The sequence below is a fragment of the Pseudomonas sp. Eqa60 genome (assembly GCF_018326405.1).
Classification (GTDB): Bacteria; Pseudomonadota; Gammaproteobacteria; order Pseudomonadales; family Pseudomonadaceae; genus Aquipseudomonas; species Aquipseudomonas protegens.
Genome location: NZ_AP024342.1, coordinates 6,356,966 through 6,377,055, shown reverse-complemented (window position 1 = coordinate 6,377,055; position 20,090 = coordinate 6,356,966). Strand labels below are relative to the sequence as shown.

The following is a 20,090-nucleotide window of genomic DNA, read 5'->3' as shown; positions in this document are numbered from 1 at the left end:
CTTAGCGCAGCCTGTGGCATTGGCCACAGGGGCGATTGGCGGTACAGACGAGGAGTGATGAGTGCGCAGGTCCTATCTTCTACACGGGTTGTACAGCCTGGCCCTGACCCTGTTGGGCGCGCTGGCGGTGTATCTGGCCTTGCAATACGAGTTCCGCCGCAAGGGTGAAGGGGAGCCGGAGCTGGTCATGGCGTTCGCCTACATGGCCTGGTACTGGGCCCTGCCGGCACTGGCCCTGCCGGGCCTGGGCTGCGCACTGCTGGCCTGGCGCGGGCCCGACCCGGTGACCCAGCCCTGGCGCTGGAGCCTGGCGGCCAGCTATGTGCCGCTGCTGGGGCTGGCGTTGTTCAGCGTGCTGGTGGCCATCGAGGCGCTGCTGGAAAATCGCCTGTTCATCCCGGTGATGCTGATCGGCCTCGGGCTCTCGATGTACCTGTGGCGTGGTTTCCCGGCGCCAGGTTCAGGCCACCGGCTTGCGCCGCAACAGGCCGCGCAGGGCGATCAGCGTCGGTAGGCCCAGGCCCAGCCAGCTCAAGCTGTCCCAGGCCCCGTCTCCCAGTAGCGCCGCGAACAACCCGGCGGCGCAGAGCAGGCCAATGCCCAGGGGCGCGGCGAAGACCTTCCAGAAGTTCGATTGCCGGGGTTTCATGGGCGCACCTGCGGTATCGACTTGCCGGCTCGCCGGCGGACTAGCCACAGGTACAGGCCGCTGCCCAGGACAATGATGGTCAGCACGTCCATCGCCGCCCACAGCACCTTCATCGGCATGCCGCCGTAGTCGCCGAAATGCAGCGGCTGGGACATGCCCATGGCGTCCATGTACCAGGGCCGCCCGGCCACGGCGGTGACCTGCAGGCTACTGGCGTCGATCAGCACCGGGGTCAGCAGGTGCGAAGTCAGGTGGCTGCTGCCCTTGAGGAACACCGCGTAGTGATGCTCGCTGGAAAAGCGTGTGCCGGGGAAGGCGATGAAGTCCGGCTGCATGCCCGGGGCGGCTTCCCTGGCGATATCCAGCAGGCGGCTGGCCGGCGCCAGTGAGGTCAGTGGCGGCGCGTCGCGGTAGGGCGCGACCATGGCGCTGAGGCTGTCGTTGCGCCAGGCGGCGATGATCAGGTCGGCACAAGCGCTGATCACGCCGGTAACGCCCACCACTAGGGCCCAGGTCAGGGTTACCACGCCGATCAGGTTGTGCAGGTCGAGCCAGCGCAGGCGGCTGGACTTGTCCTGGCGCACCGTGGCGAACTTCAGGCGGCGCATGAACGGCAGGTAGAGCACCGTGCCGGAGATGATCGCCAGCACGAAGAGGATGCCCATGAAGGCCAGCAGCAGCTTGCCCGGCAGCCCGGCGAACATGTCCACATGCAGGCGCAGCATGACCATCATCAACCCGCCATTGGCCGAGGGCATGGCCACGGCCTCGCCGGTGCGGGCGTCGAGCATGAAGGTGTGGGAGGAGTTGGGCTCGGTGCCGGCGGTCCTGGCCATGATGGTCATCACGCCATTGGGTTCGTCCTCGTCCCAGCCGAAGTACTGCATGACCTCACCCGGGCGATGAGCCTCGGCGGCCTTGACCAGCTGTTGCAGGTCCAGGTGCGGGGTGTCGGCAGGCATCTCCCGCAGTTCGGGGGAATCCCCCAGCAGGTGGTCGATCTCGTGGTGGAAGATCAGCGGCAGGCCGGTGAGCGCCAGCATCAGCAGGAACACCGTGCAGATCAGGCTGGTCCAGGTGTGGATAAAGGACCAGCGGCGGATTGTCTTGCTTTTCATTTCTTAGCCTTCAGACACACCAAGGCCGCCCTTGTCGGACGGCCTGGTTGTTAACTCAGCTGGTTACCATTGATAGGTGGCGCTGGCGACCACGCTACGCTGATCGCCGAAATAGCAGTAGGAACCATCGCAAGTGGAAAGGTAATCCTTGTCGAACAGGTTCGTGGCGTTGAGTTTCAGCGACGCTCCTTTGAGGCTGTTGTCCAGGCGGCCGAGGTCGTAATGCACGGCGGCATCGAACACCGTGTAGGCGTCGGCCTTGCCCAGCCAGGTGTTGGCTTGGTCGCCATAGGTATTGCCGGTGTAGCGGGCGCCCGCACCGATGCCGAAACCATCGAGTACGCCGGAATGCCAGGTGTAGTCAGTCCACAGGGAGGCTTGCTGGTTTGGCATCAGTTGCAAGCGGTTGCCTTTGTAGATGCCTTTTTGCACCTCAGACTTGGCCAGGGTATACGCGGCGATGACCTTGAGGTTTTCGGTTACGTCAGACACCGCCTCCAGTTCCAGGCCTTTGACCTTCACTTCGCCGGTCTGGTTGGTGATCGATTCGCCACCGGCGCCAATGCTGGTCACCAGGACATTTTTCTGTGTCAGGTCGTAGACCGCCGCGCTCAGCAGAGTATTCGAACCTGGTGGCTGATATTTGACCCCCAGCTCCCATTGTTTGCCTTCCGTGGGTTTATACGATTCGGTCGGTGAAACGCTGGCGTTGCTCGCTGGCTGGAACGATTCGGCGTAGGAGATGTACGGCACAACACCCGAGTCGAACACATAGCTCAGCGCCGCATTGCCACTGAAGTTCTTGCTGCGATCAGTGTTGGTCACGCCTTTCTTGTTGAGGTAGGTGGTGCCTTGGTGCACCCAGTCCTCACGGCCACCCAGGGTCAGGCGCCAGTTGTCCAGGGCCATCTGGTCCTGGACGTAGAGGCCGGTCTGAATGGTCTTCTGGTCGTAGTCGTAATAGGCGTCGGCGCGCGACGGACGAACAATCGACTGTCCATAGACCGGGTTGAAGATGTTGGTGGTGCCCCCGTTACCGTAGATCGACAGGTAGGAGGTGTCGGTACGTTGGTGATCCAGGCCAAGCAGCACGGTGTGGCTGATGTCGCCAGTGGTGAAGTCCGCTTGGAAATTGTTGTCGACCGCGAACTGGCCGATGTCTTCGTCGACGTTGGTCGAGGTACGGCTGATGTTGCCCGCTGCATCAGCCGGGGAGTAGGCGTAAGAACCAACGGTCAACTGTTGGAAGGACAGCTCCGATTTGGTGTAGCGCAGGTTCTGACGGAACTGCCAGACATCGTTGAGGCGGTGCTCGAAGGCGTAGCCTAGCGCGTAGTAGGTCCGATCGTAGAACTCGTAGTTCGGGTCACCCAGGTTCTTGTGATGGGAAACGTCGCCCAGTGGCGACTTGATCTTGGTGCCCTGGATCGGCATGAACTGGCTGGTGGCACCGGTATCGTCGCGGGTGAACTGCGTGAGCAGGGTCAGCTTGGTATCGGTATCGATGTTCCAGGTCAGGCTGGGAGCGATGTTGTAACGCTTGTTGTCGATGTGGTCGACCTGGGTGCCAGCGTCGCGAACGACGCCGCTGAGCCCATAAAGGAACTGGCCTTCATCGTCGATCTTGCCGGTGCTGGCGAAGTTGATCTGGCGGTAGTTGTCACTGCCGTACTGAATCTGGACGGCATGGCTGGTGTCTGCGCTTGGGCGCCGGCTGACCATATCCAGCAGGCCGCCCGGTGGGGTCTGCCCATACACCGAGGAAGCCGGGCCGCGCAGCAGGGCAAGGCGGTCGAGGTTCCAGGTTTCCGCTTTCGGGTTGGCATACACGCCGCGGGGCAGGGGCAGGCCGTCGAGGAACTGGGTGGGCTCGAAGCCACGGACCCGCATCCAGTCATAGCGGGTGTCGCTGCCGTAGCTGGCAGAGACGATACCGGGCATGTAACGCACGGCATCGTCGAGGTTCTGCACGTTGCGGTCTTCCATCTGCTGGCGGGTAGCGACGGAAATCGAGCGCGGCGCTTCAACCAGCGCAGTGTCGGTCTTGGTGCCGGCGGCGGTACGTGTGGCGAGGTAACCGTCGACCGGGCCCCAGGCACTTTCGCCAGCCTGCTGGCCGGTGATGCTGGTGGGCGCCAGAGTCACTACGTCGTCGGCAATCGCCACCAGGCTGTAGCTGCCGGCAGGGCTGCGTTGCAGCTGCAGGCCGCTGCCACGCAGGGCCTCACGCAGGGCGCCCGGTGCATCGAACTGGCCCTTGACCGGGGCCGAGCTCTTGCCCGCCGCCAGGGACGGATCGAGGCTCAGGGCCAGGCCGGCCTGGCTGGCGATCTGGTTCAGGGTGCTGGCCAGGGGCGCGGCGGGCAGGTCGTAGGCGCGCACGCTGGACGCTTGCTCGGCGGCCATCAGTCCCTGGCTGGCCAGCGGGGCGCAGAGGGCGATGGCAACGGCCAGGAGACTGGGGCGCAACAGGGTGTCTAGGGGGCGGGACATACGGCGGCTCCTGAATGGAAATGTTTCGCAATTGCCTAGGTGCCGGACGAGATTGGAAAAGTGATAGGGGCGGATTGAAAATAATTTAGATTTAGGTCGGTCGGGGGGGCGCTGGCAAACCAGCTCCTACAGGACCGGTGTAGGAGCCAGCTTGCCGGCGAAGGCTGCGACACCGACCTCAGTGCTTGGCGTCGGCCTTGGCCACCACCGTCACCCACCAGGGGGTGTGCCGTTCGATCTTCACCGGCAGGGTCGGCAGCAGGGCATTGAGCGCGAGGTCCGTGTCCTGCAATGGGAAACTGCCGGTGATCCGCAGGTCGGCCAGTTCCGGTGCGACGCCCAGGTGACCACGGCGGTAACGGCCCAGCTCATCGATCAGGTCACCGAGCCGGGCGTTGTCCACCACCAGCATGCCCCGGGTCCAGGCGTCGGCCCCCAGGTTCAGGGCCTGCAGCGGGCCGAGGCCATCGCGGCGCATCAGCACTTGCTGGCCTTCCTTGAACACGTGCTCGTCCTGACCGGCTTGCGGCCGCGCCGCCACCGCCGATTGCAGCACCCCGAGGCGGGTGCCCTGGTCCTCGCGCTTGACCAGGAACCGTGTGCCCAGGGCGCGCATTCGGCCGTCGCGGGTTTCGACGATGAACGGCCGACTGTCGTTGTGCCCGGTCTCGATCAGGATCTCGCCTTCCTGAAGCACGATCCGCCGCTGCTTCTCATCGAAGCGCACATCCAGCGCACTGTGGGTATTGAGGTTGATCACCGTGCCGTCGGCCAGGCGCAGGGTGCGCTGCTCACCGGTGGCGGTGCGCTGGTCTGCCAGCCAGTAGTCCATCGGCAGGTAGCGTTCCCCGGCAAACAGCGCCAGGCCGCCGAACAGCACGACGCTGGCGACCCCGCGACCCAGCTTGCGTACCCGCCGGCGCAAGCCTTCGCGCGATTGCAGCAAGGCGTTGCGGGCCGGGCCGGTGGCCACGCCAAAGCGCTGGTCGAGCATGCCCAACTGGCGCCAGGCGCGGGCGTGTTCTTCATGGGCAGCGTGCCACTTGGCAAACTCTTCGCGCTCCACGGCACTTGCGCCGCCATCCAGCGACAGCTGCCAGGCGATGGCGGCATCCAGCACCTGGGCCGACACCGGCTTGGAACTCATGGGGGTCATAGCGGCTCCCCGTACAGGGCGATGTAGCACTGGCGGATGCCCTGGGCCAGGTATTGGCGCACCCTTGGCACCGAGACCCCCAGGCGTTCGGCGATCTCGGCGTGGCTCAGGCCGTCGAGGCGGTTATAGAGGAAGGCCATGCGCGCCTTGCTGGAGAGCTTGCCCAGCAGGCGGTCGATGGCCTTGAGGTCTTCGAGGATCATCTGCTGTTCTTCGGGCGACGGTTGTTCGCCTTCGGGGATCAGCATCAGTTCGCTGAGGTATGCCTGTTCCAGCGCGGCGCGCCGGAAATAGTCGAACAGCAGGCCCTTGGCGATGGCCAGCAGAAACGCCCGCGGCTCCCGGGGCGCCTTGAGTTCGTCGCGGCCCAGCAGGCGCACGAAGGTGTCCTGGCTCAGGTCCTCGGCCCGCTGGCTGCAGGCAACGTTGCGCCGTAGCCAGGCCAACAGCCAACCACGATGGTCGCGATACAACGCACCAACCAGCTCATTGTGAGGGCTTTGGACTGACGACAACGGAACTCACCAATCGAGAAGTTTAAACTAACGAGAATTATTCGCGATTGTGGCAGAGGCGAAACAGTGGCGCAATTGACGCTGGTCGGCTGCCTGGTGGCTGAAGAGGGCGGGTGCCCAAGACAAGGAACCAGTTGTGTCGAGGGAACTGGCTCCCGTTGGCGTGCGCAGCACGCCCAAGGCGTTGTATCTGTTAGATCCAGGACTCCGGTTCTACGGCCGCGGCGCGGCCGAGCGGGAGCAAGCTCCTTCGCCACAGTGCGGCTGCTCAGAACGAAGGGGCCTGCTGCCGGCGTTTCCACTGGCCCAGGCGCTGTTGCAGGTTCAGCGGGCTGTGGATCTGCTGCTGGCGGGCGCGGTTGAACAGGATCAGCGCCAGCTCCGCGGTGGCCAGGGCATCGGCCGCCGCGTTATGGCGCTCCACCACTTGCAGGTTGAACCAGCGCACCCAGTCGTCCAGCCCGGCTTCGCGGATCTGGGCCTGGGGGCACAGCAACGGCGCCATGTCCGCTACATCGAGGAAGCTGTGTTGCAGGCGGTAGCCCAGGCTGTCCTTCAGCGCCCGGCCGAGCATGTGCTGGTCGAACGGGGCATGAAAGGCCAGCAGCGGGCTATCGCCGACGAACTCCATGAAATCCAGCAGGGCCTCCACCGGATCACAGCCGGCGGCGATGGCGCTGGGCCCCAGGCCGTGGATCAGTACGCTGGGGCTGAGCTTGTGGCCCTGGCGTTGCAGGGTGCGCTCGAACTGCTGGCTGAAGTCGATGGCACCGTCTTCGATCACCACCGCGCCAATGGACAGCACCTGGTCGCGGTTGAGGTTGAGGCCGGTGGTTTCCACGTCCACCACTACCCAGCGCTGCTCTCGCAGGCTGCTTTCATTCAGCTCGGTGAAGGCCGGTAGCCGATCGCGACGCTGTTGCTGCTCGGCACTCAGCAGGCTGACTGCGGGGCGGAACCAGGCAAACAGGCTCATAGCTGGTACCGCAAGGCCAGGCTGCTTTGCAGGCGCTGGGCCTGGCGCAGGGATTCACGCAGGATGCGCCGGTCCAGGTGGTTCAGGCTGTCCGGGTCGACCCGGTTGGAATAGGGCTGGTTCTCCCGGGTCTGGCGCTGGTGCTGCTGCATGCGGGTCTGCTGGATGAAGTGATAGGCCTCTTCATAGGCGGCGCCGTCCAGGGGCTCGATCACTTGTTTGGACACCAGCTGGCGCAGGCGCTCCAGGGTATTGATCGCGCCGATGCCGTTGGCCAGGGCCAGCAACCGGGCACCGTCGACGAAGGGGGTGAGGCCCTGGACCTTGAGGTCCAGGGTGGCCTTTTCGCCATTTTTCCTGGCCAGCACGAACTCGCGAAAACGCCCCACGGGCGGGCGCTGGCGCAGGGCGTTTTCCGCCATCATGCGTTGGAACAGACGGTTGTCCGCCACCTGGTCGAGGATGCCCCGACGCAGTTGTTCGGCGCTCTGTTCATCGCCCCAGACCACCCGCAGGTCGAAATAGATGCTCGAACCCAGCAGGTTTTCCGGGGTGGCCTCGCGGATGAAGGCCGCGAAGCGCCGGGCCCATTCAGCACGGGACAGGCACAGCTCGGGGTTGCCGGCCATGATGTTGCCCTTGCACAGGGTGAAACCGCACATGGCCAGGCTCTGGTTGATCTGCTGGGCGATGGGTAGCAGCTTGCCGCGGATTTCCGCGGCGTGGGCCGCGTCCCGGGCCTCGAACAGGATGCCGTTGTCCTGGTCGGTGTGCAGGGTCTGTTCGCGTCGGCCTTCACTGCCAAAGCACAGCCAGCTGAAAGGCACGCCGGGGTCGCCCTTGTCGGCCAGGGTCAGTTCGATGACCCGGCACACGGTGTGATCGTTGAGCAGGGTGATGATATGGGTGATCTGGGTCGAGGAGGCACCGTGGGCCAGCATGCGCTCCACCAACTGGCCGATCTCGCCCCGCAGCGCCACCAGGTGTTCGACCCGGGGCGCGTTGCGGATGGTCCGCGCCAGGTGCACCAGGTCGACCCGCTGCAGGGAAAACAGATCGCGCTCGGAAACCACCCCGCACAGGCGCTGTTCTTTCACCAGGCAGACGTGGGCGATATGCCGCTCGGTCATGGCGATGGCGGCGTCGAAGGCGCTGTGGTCCGGGCTGAGGAAGAACGGCGCCTGGGTCATGTGCTGTTCGATGGGCTGGTTGAGGTCCTGGGTGCCGTCGGCCACCACCTGGCGCAAGTCGCGCAGGGTGAAGATCCCCAGCGGGGCCTTGCGTTCGTCCACCACGACGATGCTGCCGACCTGCTGCTCATGCATCAGCGCCACGGCTTCGCGCAGCGGCGTCTGCGGTGAACAGGCCACCGGATGACGCATGGCCAGCTCGCCCAGGCGGGTGTTCAGCGAATACTGGGTGCCGAGGGTTTCCACCGCTTTCTGTTTGACTTGCTGGTTGACCTGGTCCAGCAGGCTGCTGACTCCACGCAGGGCGAAGTCGCGAAACTCCGCGGACAGGGCGAACAGCTTGATGAAAGCGCCCTTGTTCAGTTGCAGGCAGAACGTATCTTCGGCGGCGCGATGCTCGGTGCGGGTCGCGCGCTCGCCCAGCAGCGCGGCCAGGGGGAAACACTCGCCGGAAGTGATTTCGAAGGTGGTCTCGGTGCTGCCCTTGGCGGCGTGTGTGCGTTCGCCCACCACGCGGCCCTGCTTGACGATATAGAAGTGCTCGACCGGGCCGTCGGCCGGCTTGATGATGCTGTCGCCGGGGCCGTAGAAGCGCAGTTGGCATTGTTCTACCAGGTAGGCCAGATGCAGCTGCTCCATCTGGTTGAACGGCGGGAACCGTTGCAGGAACTGCACGGTCCCCTGGATGTTCTGCAACACCGCGGTCTTCCCGGCCTGGGTGAAGGCGTCCGCTTTACTCATAACGATTACCGCAGTCTTTTTGGATTTGTTGTGGTCGGATCACGGCATGGTCGGCTGCAACGTCTGGGGTGCCCATTGGACGTAAGTCTAGGTAGCGCCCTAGGGGCCGGACATTTGGCTTTGAAGCGTCGGCAATCAATGCGAAAAAGCTCTGATCAAGACTCTTGGCAATTTTTCCGACGAAGTGCACATTGGAGGCCTGCTTAGCGATGTCTGACCACTGTGCTAGGGGATTGATCTGTTCATGTAGAGAAATGTATGCCCGACCACGATATTTTGAGTGACGCCGAGCGCGAGGCCCTGAGTGCGGTCATGCTGGAACCGGATCTGCCGCCCCAGCGGGTGCTGATCGCCGATGACGACAAGGATGCACGGGAGCTGCTTGCGGAGATTCTTGGCCTGGATGGCATCCGTTGCATCACGGCGGCCAGTGGCAAGGCCGCACTTGAGTTGCTTGAATCGAATAAATCCATCGGCCTGTTGATCACCGATCTGCGCATGGCGCCCTGCAATGGCCTGGACCTGATCCGTCAGGTGCGTGAATCGGAGCGGGCGGCGCTGCCGATCATCATCATTTCCGGCGACGCCGATGTCCGCGATGCCATCGCCGCCATGCACCTGAGCGTGGTGGACTTCCTGCTCAAGCCGATCGACACCACCAAGCTGCTGGCCCTGGTCAAGCACGAGCTGGGCGTGGTGCTCTAGCCGATCCCTTGCCACACAGGCGAAAAAAAGCCCCGGCCTTGCGACCGGGGCTTTTTTAATTACTGCTGGTTACGCGGGCTTACAGACCGTTCTTGGCCTTGAACTCGCGACGCCGGCGGTGCAGGACCGGCTCGGTGTAGCCGTTTGGCTGCTTGGTGCCTTCGATCACCAGTTCCAGGGCGGCCTGGAAGGCGATGTTGCTGTCGAAGTCCGGTGCCAGGGGGCGGTACAGCGGGTCGCTGGCGTTCTGCCGGTCAACCACCGGAGCCATGCGCTTGAGGCTTTCCAGCACCTGCTCCTGGGTGACCACGCCGTGGCGCAGCCAGTTGGCGATGTGCTGGCTGGAGATACGCAGGGTGGCGCGGTCTTCCATCAGGCCGACGTCATTGATGTCCGGCACTTTCGAACAGCCCACGCCCTGGTCGATCCAGCGCACCACGTAACCGAGAATGCCCTGGGCGTTGTTGTCCAGTTCGTTCTTGATCTGCTCTGGCGTCCAGCTCGGGTTGACCGCCAGCGGGATGGTCAGGATGTCATCCACCGAGGCGCGGGCACGCTTGGCCAGTTCGGCCTGGCGGGCGAATACGTCGACCTTGTGATAGTGCAGCGCGTGCAGCGCAGCGGCGGTCGGGGATGGAACCCAGGCAGTGTTGGCGCCGGCCAGTGGGTGAGCGATTTTCTGTTCGAGCATCGCTGCCATCAGGTCCGGCATCGCCCACATGCCCTTGCCGATTTGCGCGCGGCCTTGCAGGCCGGTGCTCAGGCCGATATCGACGTTCCAGTTCTCGTAGGCGCCGATCCATTTCTCGGCCTTCATGTCGGCCTTGCGCACCATGGCGCCGGCTTCCATGGAGGTGTGGATTTCGTCGCCGGTACGGTCGAGGAAGCCGGTGTTGATGAACACCACGCGCTCGCTGGCCGCCTTGATGCAGGCCTTGAGGTTGACCGTGGTGCGGCGCTCCTCGTCCATGATCCCGACTTTCAGGGTGTTGCGCGGCAGGTTCAGCACCTCTTCGATGCGGCCGAACAGCTCGTTGGTGAACGCCGCTTCTTCAGGGCCGTGCATCTTCGGCTTGACGATGTACATCGAGCCGGTGCGGCTGTTCTTGCGCGACGTGTTGCCGTTGAGGTTGTGGATCGACGCCAGGCTGGTGACCAGGCCGTCGAGGATGCCTTCCGGCACTTCGTTGCCATCCTTGTCGAGGATCGCATCGATGGTCATCAAGTGGCCGACGTTGCGCACGAACAGCAGCGAACGACCGTGCAGTTTCACCGGCTCGCCATTGACCCCGGTGTATTCGCGATCGGCGTTCATGGTGCGGGTGAAGGACTTGCCACCCTTGGAAACTTCTTCCGCCAGGTCGCCTTTCATCAGGCCGAGCCAGTTGCGGTAGATCACCACCTTGTCGTCGGCATCCACTGCGGCGACCGAGTCTTCGCAGTCCATGATGGTAGTCAGGGCCGCTTCCATCAGCAGGTCCTTGACCCCGGCGGCGTCGGTCTGGCCGACCGGGCTTGTGGCGTCGATCTGGATCTCGAAGTGCAGGCCGTTGTGTTTGAGCAGGATCGCGGTAGGGGCCGCAGCGTCGCCCTGGTAGCCGATCAGTTGCGCGTCGTTGCGCAGGCCGCTGTTGCTGCCACCCTTGAGGCCGACCACCAGCTTGCCGCCGACGATCTTGTAGCTCACCGAGTCCACGTGGGAGCCGGCAGTCAGCGGCGCGGATTCATCGAGGAAGGCGCGGGCGAAGGCGATGACCTTGTCGCCGCGGACCTTGTTGTAGCCTTTGCCTTTTTCCGCACCATCGGCTTCGCTGATGGCATCGGTGCCGTACAGGGCGTCGTACAGCGAGCCCCAGCGAGCGTTGGAAGCGTTGAGGGCGAAGCGCGCATTCATCACCGGCACCACCAGCTGCGGGCCGGCCATGTGGGCGATTTCTTCATCGACGTTTTGCGTCGTGGCCTGGAAATCCGCCGCTTCTGGCAGCAGGTAACCGATGTCTTGCAAGAAGGCTTTATAAGCCACAGCGTCATGCGCCTGGCCGGCACGGGACTGGTGCCAGGCATCGATACGTGCCTGGAAGTCATCGCGTTTGGCGAGTAGGGCTTTGTTCTTCGGCGCCAGGTCGTGAATGACCTTGTCTGCACCGGCCCAGAACGAGTCGGCGGTGAGGCCGGTACCGGGAATGGCTTCGTTGTTCACGAAGTCGAACAGGACTCTGGCGACCTGCAGGCCACCGACTTGAACGTGCTCAGTCATTGCTTGCCTCACTCTGCTCAGCTATTTCGCTTTTCAGCTCTTCAAATTAACAATGAAGCCGGCGGCCATTTAAAGCACAACCCTGTTCTCCAGTACATGCCATCGCTGGCGGCTGGGTCCTTCCAATCAACGGCGGAGCCTTGCTGACGGGCTGTTGCGGGGGTTGCGATCAGGCCTTGGCGAACATCGTTCCAACGTTATGTAGTGCGCGCTGCGGCATACTACATGATGAACTGCGGTTGTGAAAATTAGACTAAAAGCGTCGTTCCGCGACTTTAAAGTGCAGTGCGGTCACGCAGGGGAATGCGATGTTCTCAAAAAACCGGTGGATTGTTCCATATAAATACAAAAAGTTGTACACGATTTGTGTTTTGCCTTGCGCACCCTCGTAGGAGCCGGCTTGCCGGCGAATGGGCCTTCGGGGTTTGCGTCGGCCTTGCGGGCGCATTCGCCGGCAAGCCAGCTCCTGCACAAGCTGCTGCTATGGGCTGGAAGGCGCGGGGAATGAGGCTGCCTATACTGGATCTTTCATTGCTCAAAGAGGGCTGCGCCATGGACCATCTCGTTCTCACGGTATTCGCCCCGGACAAGGCCGGCCAGGTCGAGCGCATTGCCCAGTGCATCGCCGAGCATGGCGGCAACTGGCTGGAAAGCCGCCTGTCACGCATGGCCGGGCAGTTCGCCGGGATCCTGCGGGTGGCAGTGCCGGCCGAAGCCTACGATGAACTGGTGGATGCCCTGCAAGGCTTGTCGGCCCAGGGCATTCGCGTGTTGATCGCCGAAAGCGGTGTGGAGCAATCCTGCACCTGGAAACCCATCGCCATGGAACTGGTGGGCAACGACCGCCCGGGAATCGTGCGCGACATCACCCGGCTGCTGGCCGAGCAGGGGGTGAACCTGGAGCGCTTGGTGACCGAGGTGCGCCCAGCGCCCATGAGCAGCGAGCCGCTGTTCCACGCCGAGGCGATCCTTGCGGTGCCGCTGACCCTGTCCCTGGAAGTGCTGCAGGCGCGCCTGGAAACCCTGGCGGACGACTTGATGGTGGAATTGGTCCTGCGCAGCGAGCCCTGAGCCTTGTGAGGGTTATCCCAGTAAACCGTGCATGTGCCTGTGGATAACCTGTAGAGACCAGGCCCTGGCCCAGAGCCAGCGCGGCGTTGCGCCAGTTGATCAAAAAACCAGCAGTTTCAAGGGCTTGTGCACAAAGGACGGGGATCAGGTTGTGGATAACCTTGGGAAGAACCGCTGCAAGCCACGAAGAACGTGGCCTGCAGGGCTTTGTGCGTTTATTGATCAGCGACGCCCGCGTAGGCTGAGCCAGGCATCCACGCTGTATACCGCCAGGCCGGCCCAGATAAACATGAAGGCCAGCAGGGTGCTGGAGGACAGGTGCTCGTCGAACAGCAGCACGGCCTGCAGCAGCACCAGGGTGGGAGCCAGGTACTGGAGGAAACCCAGGGTGGTATAGGGCAGGTCCCGTGCGGCAGCGTTGAAGCACACCAGAGGTACCAGGGTCACCGGGCCGGCGGCCACCAGCCACCAGGCCTGGGAACTGCTCCAGAACTCGGCATGGGCACTGCTGGCATCGGGGTGCAGCAGCAGCCAACCCAGAGCGATGGGCACCAGCATCCAGGTTTCCACCACCAGGCCGGGCAGGGCCTTGACCGGCGCCTGCTTGCGGATCAGCCCGTAGAAGCCGAAGCTCAGCGCCAGCATCAGCGAGACCCAGGGCAGGCTGCCTACCTGCCACACTTGCTGGGCCACGCCCACCGCCGCCAGGATCACCGCCAGCCACTGCATGCGCCGCAGGCGTTCGCCAAGAATCAGCATGCCCAGCAGCACGTTGACCAGTGGGTTGATGTAGTAGCCCAGGCTGGCTTCGAGCATGCGCCCGTTGTTCACCGACCAGACGTAGGTCAGCCAGTTGGCGGCGATCAGGGTGCCGCTCAGGGCCAGGATCGCCAGGCGCCTGGGGTTGTCCCGCAGTTCGCGCCACCAGCCGGGGTGCTTCCACACCATCAGCAGCAGGGCGCCGAACAGCGCCGACCAGAGCACCCGGTGGATGATGATCTCGACCGCGGGAACGCTGGCGATAGCTTTGAAATAGAGCGGGAACAGACCCCAGATGATGTAGGCGGTCAGACCCAGGATGTACCCGCGGCGCGGGTTGGCGGCTTGCATGCAGAATCCTTGCTTAGGCAGCTAACAAAGCCGCAATTGTAAGGACAATTGTCTAGACCTGTCCTGACTTTTACCCCGCTGCCCACTGTGGACGCCGGCTTGCCGAAGAGGGCAATCTCTCGGGCCCTTTCGCTGGCAAGCCAGCTCCTACGGCTGGCGCCCTTGTGTGGGTACCGGCTTGTCGGCGAAGGCGATTTCTCGGGTCCCCTTCGCTGGCAAGCCGGCTCCTGCAGGCCGGGTCAGAACAGCTTGAGGGGTTCTTCGTTGAGGGCCGCCAGCTGTTCGCGCAAGGCCAGCACCTGATCGCCCCAATAACGTTCGCTGCCGAACCAGGGGAAACTGTGGGGGAACGCCGGGTCGTCCCAGCGTCGTGCCAGCCAGGCGCTGTAGTGCATCAGGCGCAAGGCTCGCAGTGGTTCGATCAGGGCCAGCTCCCGCGGGTCGAAATCATGGAACTCGCTGTAGCCATCCATCAACTCGGACAACTGGCCCAGGCATTCCTGGCGGTCGCCGGCGAGCATCATCCACAGGTCCTGCACCGCCGGGCCCATGCGGCAGTCATCCAGGTCGACGATATGGAACATCTCGTCGCGGCACATCATGTTGCCGGGGTGGCAGTCGCCGTGCATCCGGATGTTCTGGTGTGGCGTGGCCTGGTAGACCTCTTCCACCCGCTTGAGCAGGTCCCGGGCCACCGACTCGTAGGCTGGCAGCAGGCTCTTGGGGATGAAGTTGCCCTGCAGCAGGGTTGCCAGGGAATCGTGACCGAAGTTCTTCACCCCCAGGGCTTCGCGGTGTTCGAACGGGCGGGTGGCACCCACCGCGTGCAGGCGGCCCAACAACTGGCCGAGACGGTAGAGCTGGTCCAGGTTGCCTGGCTCCGGGGCGCGCCCGCCGCGGCGGGGAAACAGGGCGAAACGAAAGCCCGCGTGTTCGAACAGGCTGGCGCCGTCGTGAATGATCGGCGCCACCACCGGCACGTCGCATTCGGCGAGTTCGAAGGTGAAGCGGTGTTCTTCCAGGATCGCTTCGTTGGTCCAGCGCTGGGGCCGGTAGAACTTGGCGATCAGTGGCTCGCTTTCGTCGATGCCGACTTGATAGACGCGATTTTCGTAGCTGTTGAGCGCCAGCACGCGGGCGTCGCTGAGAAAGCCGATGCTTTCAACGGCGTCCAGGACCAGATCGGGGGTCAGTGTTTCAAACGGGTGCGACATGCTTACTCCTGCGCGCAGCAGGCTGCCGCGTCCGGCCAAGCATGGTAACGCAGACGGGGAGCCAGCGGGGGAGGGTTTGCCGGTGGTTCGGCCGTGCGTCGGGTTCGCAACCCAGCCGGTTCCTGCGGGTGCAGAAGCCGGCCGGGCGCGAGGCGGGGTCAGGCGCCGATGACGCCGCCGTCTTCCCGGGTGATGGCCATGACCGAGGAGCGTGGCTTGCCGTTGGGCAGGTGTTCGGGGAAGGTCGAACCGCCGTTTTCCCCAGGGTGCTGGATACCCACGAACAGGGTCTTCTGGTCCGGGGCGAAGGCGATGCCGGTGACTTCGCAACCCACCGGCCCGACCATGAAACGGCGGATCTCACCGCTGTCCGGGTCGGCGCAGAGCATCTGGTTGTTGCCCATGCCGGCAAAGTCGCCGCTGTTGCTGTAGTCGCCGTCGGTGAGGATCCACAGGCGCCCGGCCTTGTCGAAACCCAGCCCGTCGGGGCTGTTGAACATGTTCTGCGGGGTGATGTTGGACGACCCACCCTTGGGTTGGCCGGCGTGCACCCCCGGGTTGCCGGCCACTACGAACAGGTCCCAGGAAAAACTCATGGCACCATGATCGTCGCCGCCGGTGCGCCAGCGCAGGATCTGCCCGTAGACGTTCTTCTCCCGCGGGTTGGGGCCGCCTACCGGCTGGCCGTCCTCGCCACGCTTGGAGTTGTTGGTCAGGGTGCAATAGACCTGGCCGTCCTTGGGGCTGACCACTATCCATTCCGGGCGGTCCATGCGCGTGGCCTGGACCACGCTGGCGGCCAGGCGAGCCTGGATCAGCACCTGGGCCTGGTCGGCGAAGCCGCTGCTGGCGTCGATGCCGTTCTTGCCGTGGGTCAGCTCGATCCACTGGCCCAGGCCCTTGGGGTGGTCCGGGTTGCCGTCGCCGGCATCGAAGCGCGCCACGTACAGGGTGCCGTGGTCCAGCAGGTCGCGGTTGGCCTTGGGGTTGCGGTGGTTGATCTTGTCGCGGCTGATGAACTTGTAGATGAATTCGCCACGCTCGTCGTCGCCCATGTAGACCACGGCGCGGCCGTCGCGGGTTTCGGCCAGGGCGGCGTTTTCGTGCTTGAAACGACCCAGGGCGGTGCGCTTGACCGGGGTCGATTGCGGGTCGAACGGATCGATTTCCACCACCCAGCCGTGACGGTTGAGTTCGTTGGGGTTCTTCGCCAGGTCGAACCGCGGATCGTACAGGTGCCAGTTGATCTCCTTGCTGGCCACCACGGCGCCGTAACGCTTCTGCGCGGCGTCGAATTTCTGCTCGGCGTTGCTGCTGCCGAAGCAGTCGGTGAAGTTCTCTTCGCAGGTCAGGTAGGTGCCCCATGGGGTCTTGCCGTTGGCACAGTTCTGGAAGGTGCCGAGGACTTTCCTGCCCTTGGGGTCGGCACTGGTCTTGAGCAGATCGTGACCGGCTGCGGGGCCACTCAGGCGGATCGGCGTGTTGCCATGGATCCGTCGGTTGTAGCGTGAGCCCTGGACGAACTGCCACTGGCCATTCTTGCGCTGCACTTCAATCACCGACACGCCTTCGCTGGCCTGGGCCTTGCGCACGTCTTCGGCGGATTGCGGCAAGCCGCCATGGGGGTAGAGGTAGCGGTAGTTGGTGTATTCGTTATTGATGGCCATCAGCGCGCGGTGGCGGTCGTCCGGGAAGGCGAACAGGCTCATGCCGTCGTTGTTGTCGCCAAACTGCACTTCCTGGGCCCGGGCGGTGCCATTGCCGCTGGGGTCGAAGGCCGGGCCGTTCTTGGCCAGGGGCTGGCCCCAACTGATCAGTACCGAGGACTTGTAGCCAGGTGGCAAGGTGATGCTGTCGCTGGTGGCGGCAGGGATGCCGGCAAAGCCCAGCAACTGGCTGGTGCCGGCGCTGACGCTGGCGGCCAGGGCGCTGCGGCTCAACAGGTTGCCGCCCAGGAACAGCGCTGCACCGCACAGGGCGCCGGCACCGATGAAACCGCGGCGGCTGAGGCCGACCATCTGTTCCAGGTCGGTGGGTTGGTCTTCTTCTAGTAACAGGCTCATATCAGGCTCCCTGCAGGTTTTTGCAGCCACCTTAATGAGCCCCCATGACGAATATGTTGCAGTGAAATGGCGGTGGAGCCTTGGTCAGAGCGGGGTTCCGATCAGCACGTGGGACGGTGAGAACTGCACCTGGACGGTCGAGGATTCCTTCAACTCCAGGGTCTTGAGCAGCAACGGCTCGGCCAGGGCGCACAACGTCTGACCATTGGGCAGGGCAATTCGCACCTCGCAGGGGCCGTCCTCGGCGTCGAGAATTTGCTCGATCGTGCCCCTCAGGCAATTGTGTCCAGTTGTTACTTGGGCGCCCGCGGCTTGTACGTCCAGCCAGCCAGCCTTGATCAGTGCCACCACTTCGGTCCCCGGCAGCAGTTCCAGGCGCAGGGTGCTGTCGTGGGTGATCTGCGCCTGGAGTTGCAGGCCCTCGGGTAGCTCCAGGACGATCAGGTCGTTGCAGCCCTGGCTTTCGACAGCCCGGACCTTGCCATGCAACTGATTGCGCGCGCTGGTGCGCAGCATCAGGCGGCTGAGCAAGTCGAGGTCGCTGGTGTCTTCCGCCGCTTCCAGTACCTGGGCCTGCAGAGCTTGCAGGCGCTGGTAAAGACGCAGCACTCGCTCACCCTCGGCGGACAGCTTGGCGCCGCCGCCGCCCTTGCCGCCGACGCTGCGCTCCACCAGCGGGCTCTGGGCCAGGTTGTTCAGTTCGTCGATGGCATCCCAGGCTGCCTTGTAGCTCAGGCCGGCGCTTTTTGCCGCGCGGGTGATGGAGCCTTGTTCGGCGATGTGTTGCAGCAAGGCAATGCGTTGCGGGCGGCGGACGATGTGCTGGGTCAACAGAGTGGGCAAGGACATGGCGGGGGGCGCTTTGAACACTGGGGGTGGACTGGGAGTTTGCGGCTTGGGCGACGAGAGTCAAGTCAGTCGCCGGTGCCGGGGCTTGGGGTCCTGGCCAGGCAGTAGATATCCACCCGACGGGCACCGGCGTTGATCAGCAAACGGGCCAGGGCCTGGGCGGTGGCTCCGGTGGTCAGGACATCGTCCACCAGGGCCAGGTGTCGTCCTGCAACCTGGGCCTGATCTGCTAGGGCGAAGGCCTGGCGCAGGTTGCGCTGGCGGGCCCGGGCATCCAGGCCCTGCTGGGCGGGGGTGTCTTGGGTGCGCAGGAGGAGCTCGGGTTGCACCACCAATTGCAACGAAGCGCCCAGCCACTGGGCCAGCATGCCTGCCTGATTGAAGCCGCGCTGGCGCAGCCGCCTGCGGGACAGTGGCACCGGCAGCAGGCAATCAGGCCGTGGCAGGCCTTCATCGAAGCGATAGTGGAGGAACTGGCCGAGAAGTTCGGCCATCAGCCGGCCAAAAGGCCATTTCTCATGGTGCTTGAAACGGCTGATCAGGCTGTCCACCGGGAAATCGTAGCGCCAGGGTGCGATCACCCGCTGAAACGCCGGCGGCTCTTGCAGGCACTGGCCACAGGTGAGGCCGGGCCCAGGCAGGGGCAGGGCGCAGACTGAACACTGGGCGCCGAGCCAGGGCAGCTCGTCCAGGCAGGGAGCACACAGGGCCAGGGCCGAATCGCTGGGTTCGTCACACAATAAACATGCCTGATTGTTTTTTAACCAGATGTAAACCGGTCCTTTGTATCTGGGTTGACAGTGCATGGCTCTTCCTTAAATATGCCGAACATCCGTGTCGCGGCTGTGGGCTTTCCTGTCCCGCACCGCTTGCCAAGCATAATCAAGGAATCGCCCATGAGCGCCAGCACCACCGCCACCCTGCGTCATGACTGGACTTTGGCTGAAGTCAAAGCCCTGTTCGTCCAGCCCTTCAATGACTTGCTGTTCCAGGCGCAGACGGTGCACCGCGCGCATTTCGACGCCAATCGGGTCCAGGTTTCCACGCTGCTGTCGATCAAGACCGGCGCCTGCCCGGAAGATTGCAAATATTGTCCGCAGTCCGGTCACTACAACACCGGCCTGGAAAAGGAAAAGCTCCTTGAGGTGCAGAAGGTCCTGGAAGAGGCCGCCCGGGCCAAGGCCATCGGTTCTACCCGTTTCTGCATGGGCGCGGCCTGGAAGCACCCTTCGGCCAAGGACATGCCCTATGTGCTGGAGATGGTCAAAGGCGTGAAGGCCATGGGCCTGGAAACCTGCATGACCCTGGGCCGTCTCGATCAGGACCAGACCGAGGCGCTGGCCAAGGCCGGCCTGGACTACTACAACCACAACCTCGATACCTCGCCGGAGTTCTACGGCAACATCATCACCACCCGCACCTACAGCGAGCGCCTGCAGACCCTGGCCTATGTGCGTGACGCGGGCATGAAGATCTGTTCCGGCGGCATTCTCGGCATGGGCGAATCCCTGGATGACCGCGCCGGCCTGCTGATCCAGCTGGCCAACCTGCCGGAGCATCCGGAGTCGGTGCCGATCAACATGCTGGTGAAGGTGGCGGGTACGCCGCTGGAAAATGCCGAAGAGGTAGACCCCTTCGACTTTATCCGCATGCTCGCGGTGGCGCGGATTCTCATGCCGCAATCCCATGTGCGGCTATCGGCCGGCCGTGAGGCGATGAATGAGCAGATGCAGGCCCTGGCGTTCTTCGCCGGCGCCAACTCGATTTTCTATGGCGACAAGTTGCTGACCACCGCCAACCCGCAGGCCGACAAGGACATGCAGTTGTTCGCGCGCCTGGGCATCCAGCCCGAAGCCCGCGAAGAACACGCCGACGAGGTGCACCAGGCCGCCATCGAACAGGCCCTGGTGGAGCAGAAAAGCAGCGAGCAGTTCTACAACGCCGCCGTCTGACCTTCTGCCGTAGGAGCCGGTTTGCCGGCGA

17 protein-coding genes are annotated in these 20,090 nt (G+C 63.9%); 4 read left to right on the top strand and 13 right to left on the bottom strand.

The features are described 5' to 3' along the window. Window positions 1–61 precede the first annotated feature (61 nt). The gene (locus KI242_RS28925; protein WP_212805751.1) at window positions 62–514 is read left to right on the top strand and encodes a hypothetical protein; all 453 of its coding nucleotides are present in this window, start codon (window positions 62–64) and stop codon (window positions 512–514) included. Here KI242_RS28925 and KI242_RS28920 read toward each other — a convergent pair. From KI242_RS28920 to KI242_RS28890, 7 genes are all read right to left on the bottom strand, one after another. Next, window positions 461–649: a hypothetical protein gene (locus tag KI242_RS28920; protein ID WP_212805750.1), complete on the bottom strand. Its 189-nt coding sequence runs from the start codon at window positions 647–649 to the stop codon at window positions 461–463. The genes KI242_RS28925 and KI242_RS28920 overlap by 54 nt on opposite strands. Beyond that, window positions 646–1,767, bottom strand: coding sequence for a PepSY-associated TM helix domain-containing protein (locus KI242_RS28915; protein ID WP_015637283.1), 1,122 nt, complete (start codon window positions 1,765–1,767; stop codon window positions 646–648). The genes KI242_RS28920 and KI242_RS28915 overlap by 4 nt, the downstream gene beginning before the upstream one ends. A gap of 63 nt (window positions 1,768–1,830) precedes the next feature. Beyond that, window positions 1,831–4,260 carry a TonB-dependent siderophore receptor gene (locus KI242_RS28910; protein WP_212805749.1) on the bottom strand — a complete coding sequence of 810 codons (2,430 nt, stop codon included), beginning with the start codon at window positions 4,258–4,260 and terminating at the stop codon, window positions 1,831–1,833. 178 nt (window positions 4,261–4,438) lie between these two features. After that, window positions 4,439–5,416 (bottom strand): FecR family protein, encoded by a 978-nt coding sequence (locus KI242_RS28905; RefSeq protein ID WP_065365119.1) that lies wholly within the window; start codon window positions 5,414–5,416, stop codon window positions 4,439–4,441. Then, window positions 5,413–5,931, bottom strand: coding sequence for an RNA polymerase sigma factor (locus KI242_RS28900; RefSeq protein WP_053154253.1), 519 nt, complete (start codon window positions 5,929–5,931; stop codon window positions 5,413–5,415). The genes KI242_RS28905 and KI242_RS28900 overlap by 4 nt, the downstream gene beginning before the upstream one ends. Window positions 5,932–6,199: 268 nt before the next feature. Further along, window positions 6,200–6,907: a 3'-5' exonuclease gene (locus tag KI242_RS28895; protein ID WP_011063878.1), complete on the bottom strand. Its 708-nt coding sequence runs from the start codon at window positions 6,905–6,907 to the stop codon at window positions 6,200–6,202. Next, window positions 6,904–8,838, bottom strand: coding sequence for a putative nucleotidyltransferase substrate binding domain-containing protein (locus tag KI242_RS28890; protein ID WP_015637279.1), 1,935 nt, complete (start codon window positions 8,836–8,838; stop codon window positions 6,904–6,906). Before KI242_RS28890 ends, KI242_RS28895 begins: the two co-directional genes overlap by 4 nt. Before the next feature lie 258 nt (window positions 8,839–9,096). On the opposite strand from KI242_RS28890, the gene KI242_RS28885 reads away from it, so the two are divergent. Beyond that, window positions 9,097–9,543: a response regulator gene (locus tag KI242_RS28885; RefSeq protein ID WP_015637278.1), complete on the top strand. Its 447-nt coding sequence runs from the start codon at window positions 9,097–9,099 to the stop codon at window positions 9,541–9,543. Between the two features lie 79 nt (window positions 9,544–9,622). On the opposite strand, the gene KI242_RS28880 is transcribed toward KI242_RS28885, so the two are convergent. Next, the gene (locus KI242_RS28880) at window positions 9,623–11,800 is read right to left on the bottom strand and encodes a malate synthase G (RefSeq protein WP_011063875.1); all 2,178 of its coding nucleotides are present in this window, start codon (window positions 11,798–11,800) and stop codon (window positions 9,623–9,625) included. Between the two features lie 552 nt (window positions 11,801–12,352). Here KI242_RS28880 and KI242_RS28875 point away from each other — a divergent pair. Beyond that, window positions 12,353–12,871 (top strand): glycine cleavage system protein R, encoded by a 519-nt coding sequence (locus tag KI242_RS28875; RefSeq protein WP_011063874.1) that lies wholly within the window; start codon window positions 12,353–12,355, stop codon window positions 12,869–12,871. A 222-nt stretch (window positions 12,872–13,093) separates the two neighbouring features. On the opposite strand, the gene rarD is transcribed toward KI242_RS28875, so the two are convergent. The 5 genes from rarD to KI242_RS28850 form a co-directional block, all read right to left on the bottom strand. After that, entirely contained in the window at window positions 13,094–13,981 is an 888-nt protein-coding gene (rarD, locus tag KI242_RS28870; RefSeq protein WP_011063873.1) for an EamA family transporter RarD, read from the bottom strand. 239 nt (window positions 13,982–14,220) lie between these two features. Next, a complete protein-coding gene (locus tag KI242_RS28865; RefSeq protein WP_011063872.1) occupies window positions 14,221–15,195 on the bottom strand; it encodes a serine/threonine protein kinase in 975 nt (324 codons plus the stop codon). A gap of 158 nt (window positions 15,196–15,353) precedes the next feature. Then, a complete protein-coding gene (locus KI242_RS28860; protein ID WP_212805748.1) occupies window positions 15,354–17,258 on the bottom strand; it encodes a PhoX family phosphatase in 1,905 nt (634 codons plus the stop codon). An 84-nt stretch (window positions 17,259–17,342) separates the two neighbouring features. Continuing rightward, window positions 17,343–18,107, bottom strand: coding sequence for a TOBE domain-containing protein (locus KI242_RS28855; protein WP_011063870.1), 765 nt, complete (start codon window positions 18,105–18,107; stop codon window positions 17,343–17,345). 65 nt (window positions 18,108–18,172) lie between these two features. Next, on the bottom strand, window positions 18,173–18,913 hold the full coding sequence (locus tag KI242_RS28850; RefSeq protein WP_077934884.1) for a ComF family protein: 741 nt from the start codon (window positions 18,911–18,913) through the stop codon (window positions 18,173–18,175). A 90-nt stretch (window positions 18,914–19,003) separates the two neighbouring features. Between KI242_RS28850 and bioB the strand changes: the two genes are divergently transcribed. Further along, entirely contained in the window at window positions 19,004–20,059 is a 1,056-nt protein-coding gene (bioB, locus tag KI242_RS28845) for a biotin synthase BioB (RefSeq protein WP_011063868.1), read from the top strand. The last annotated feature ends 31 nt before the right edge of the window (window positions 20,060–20,090 follow it).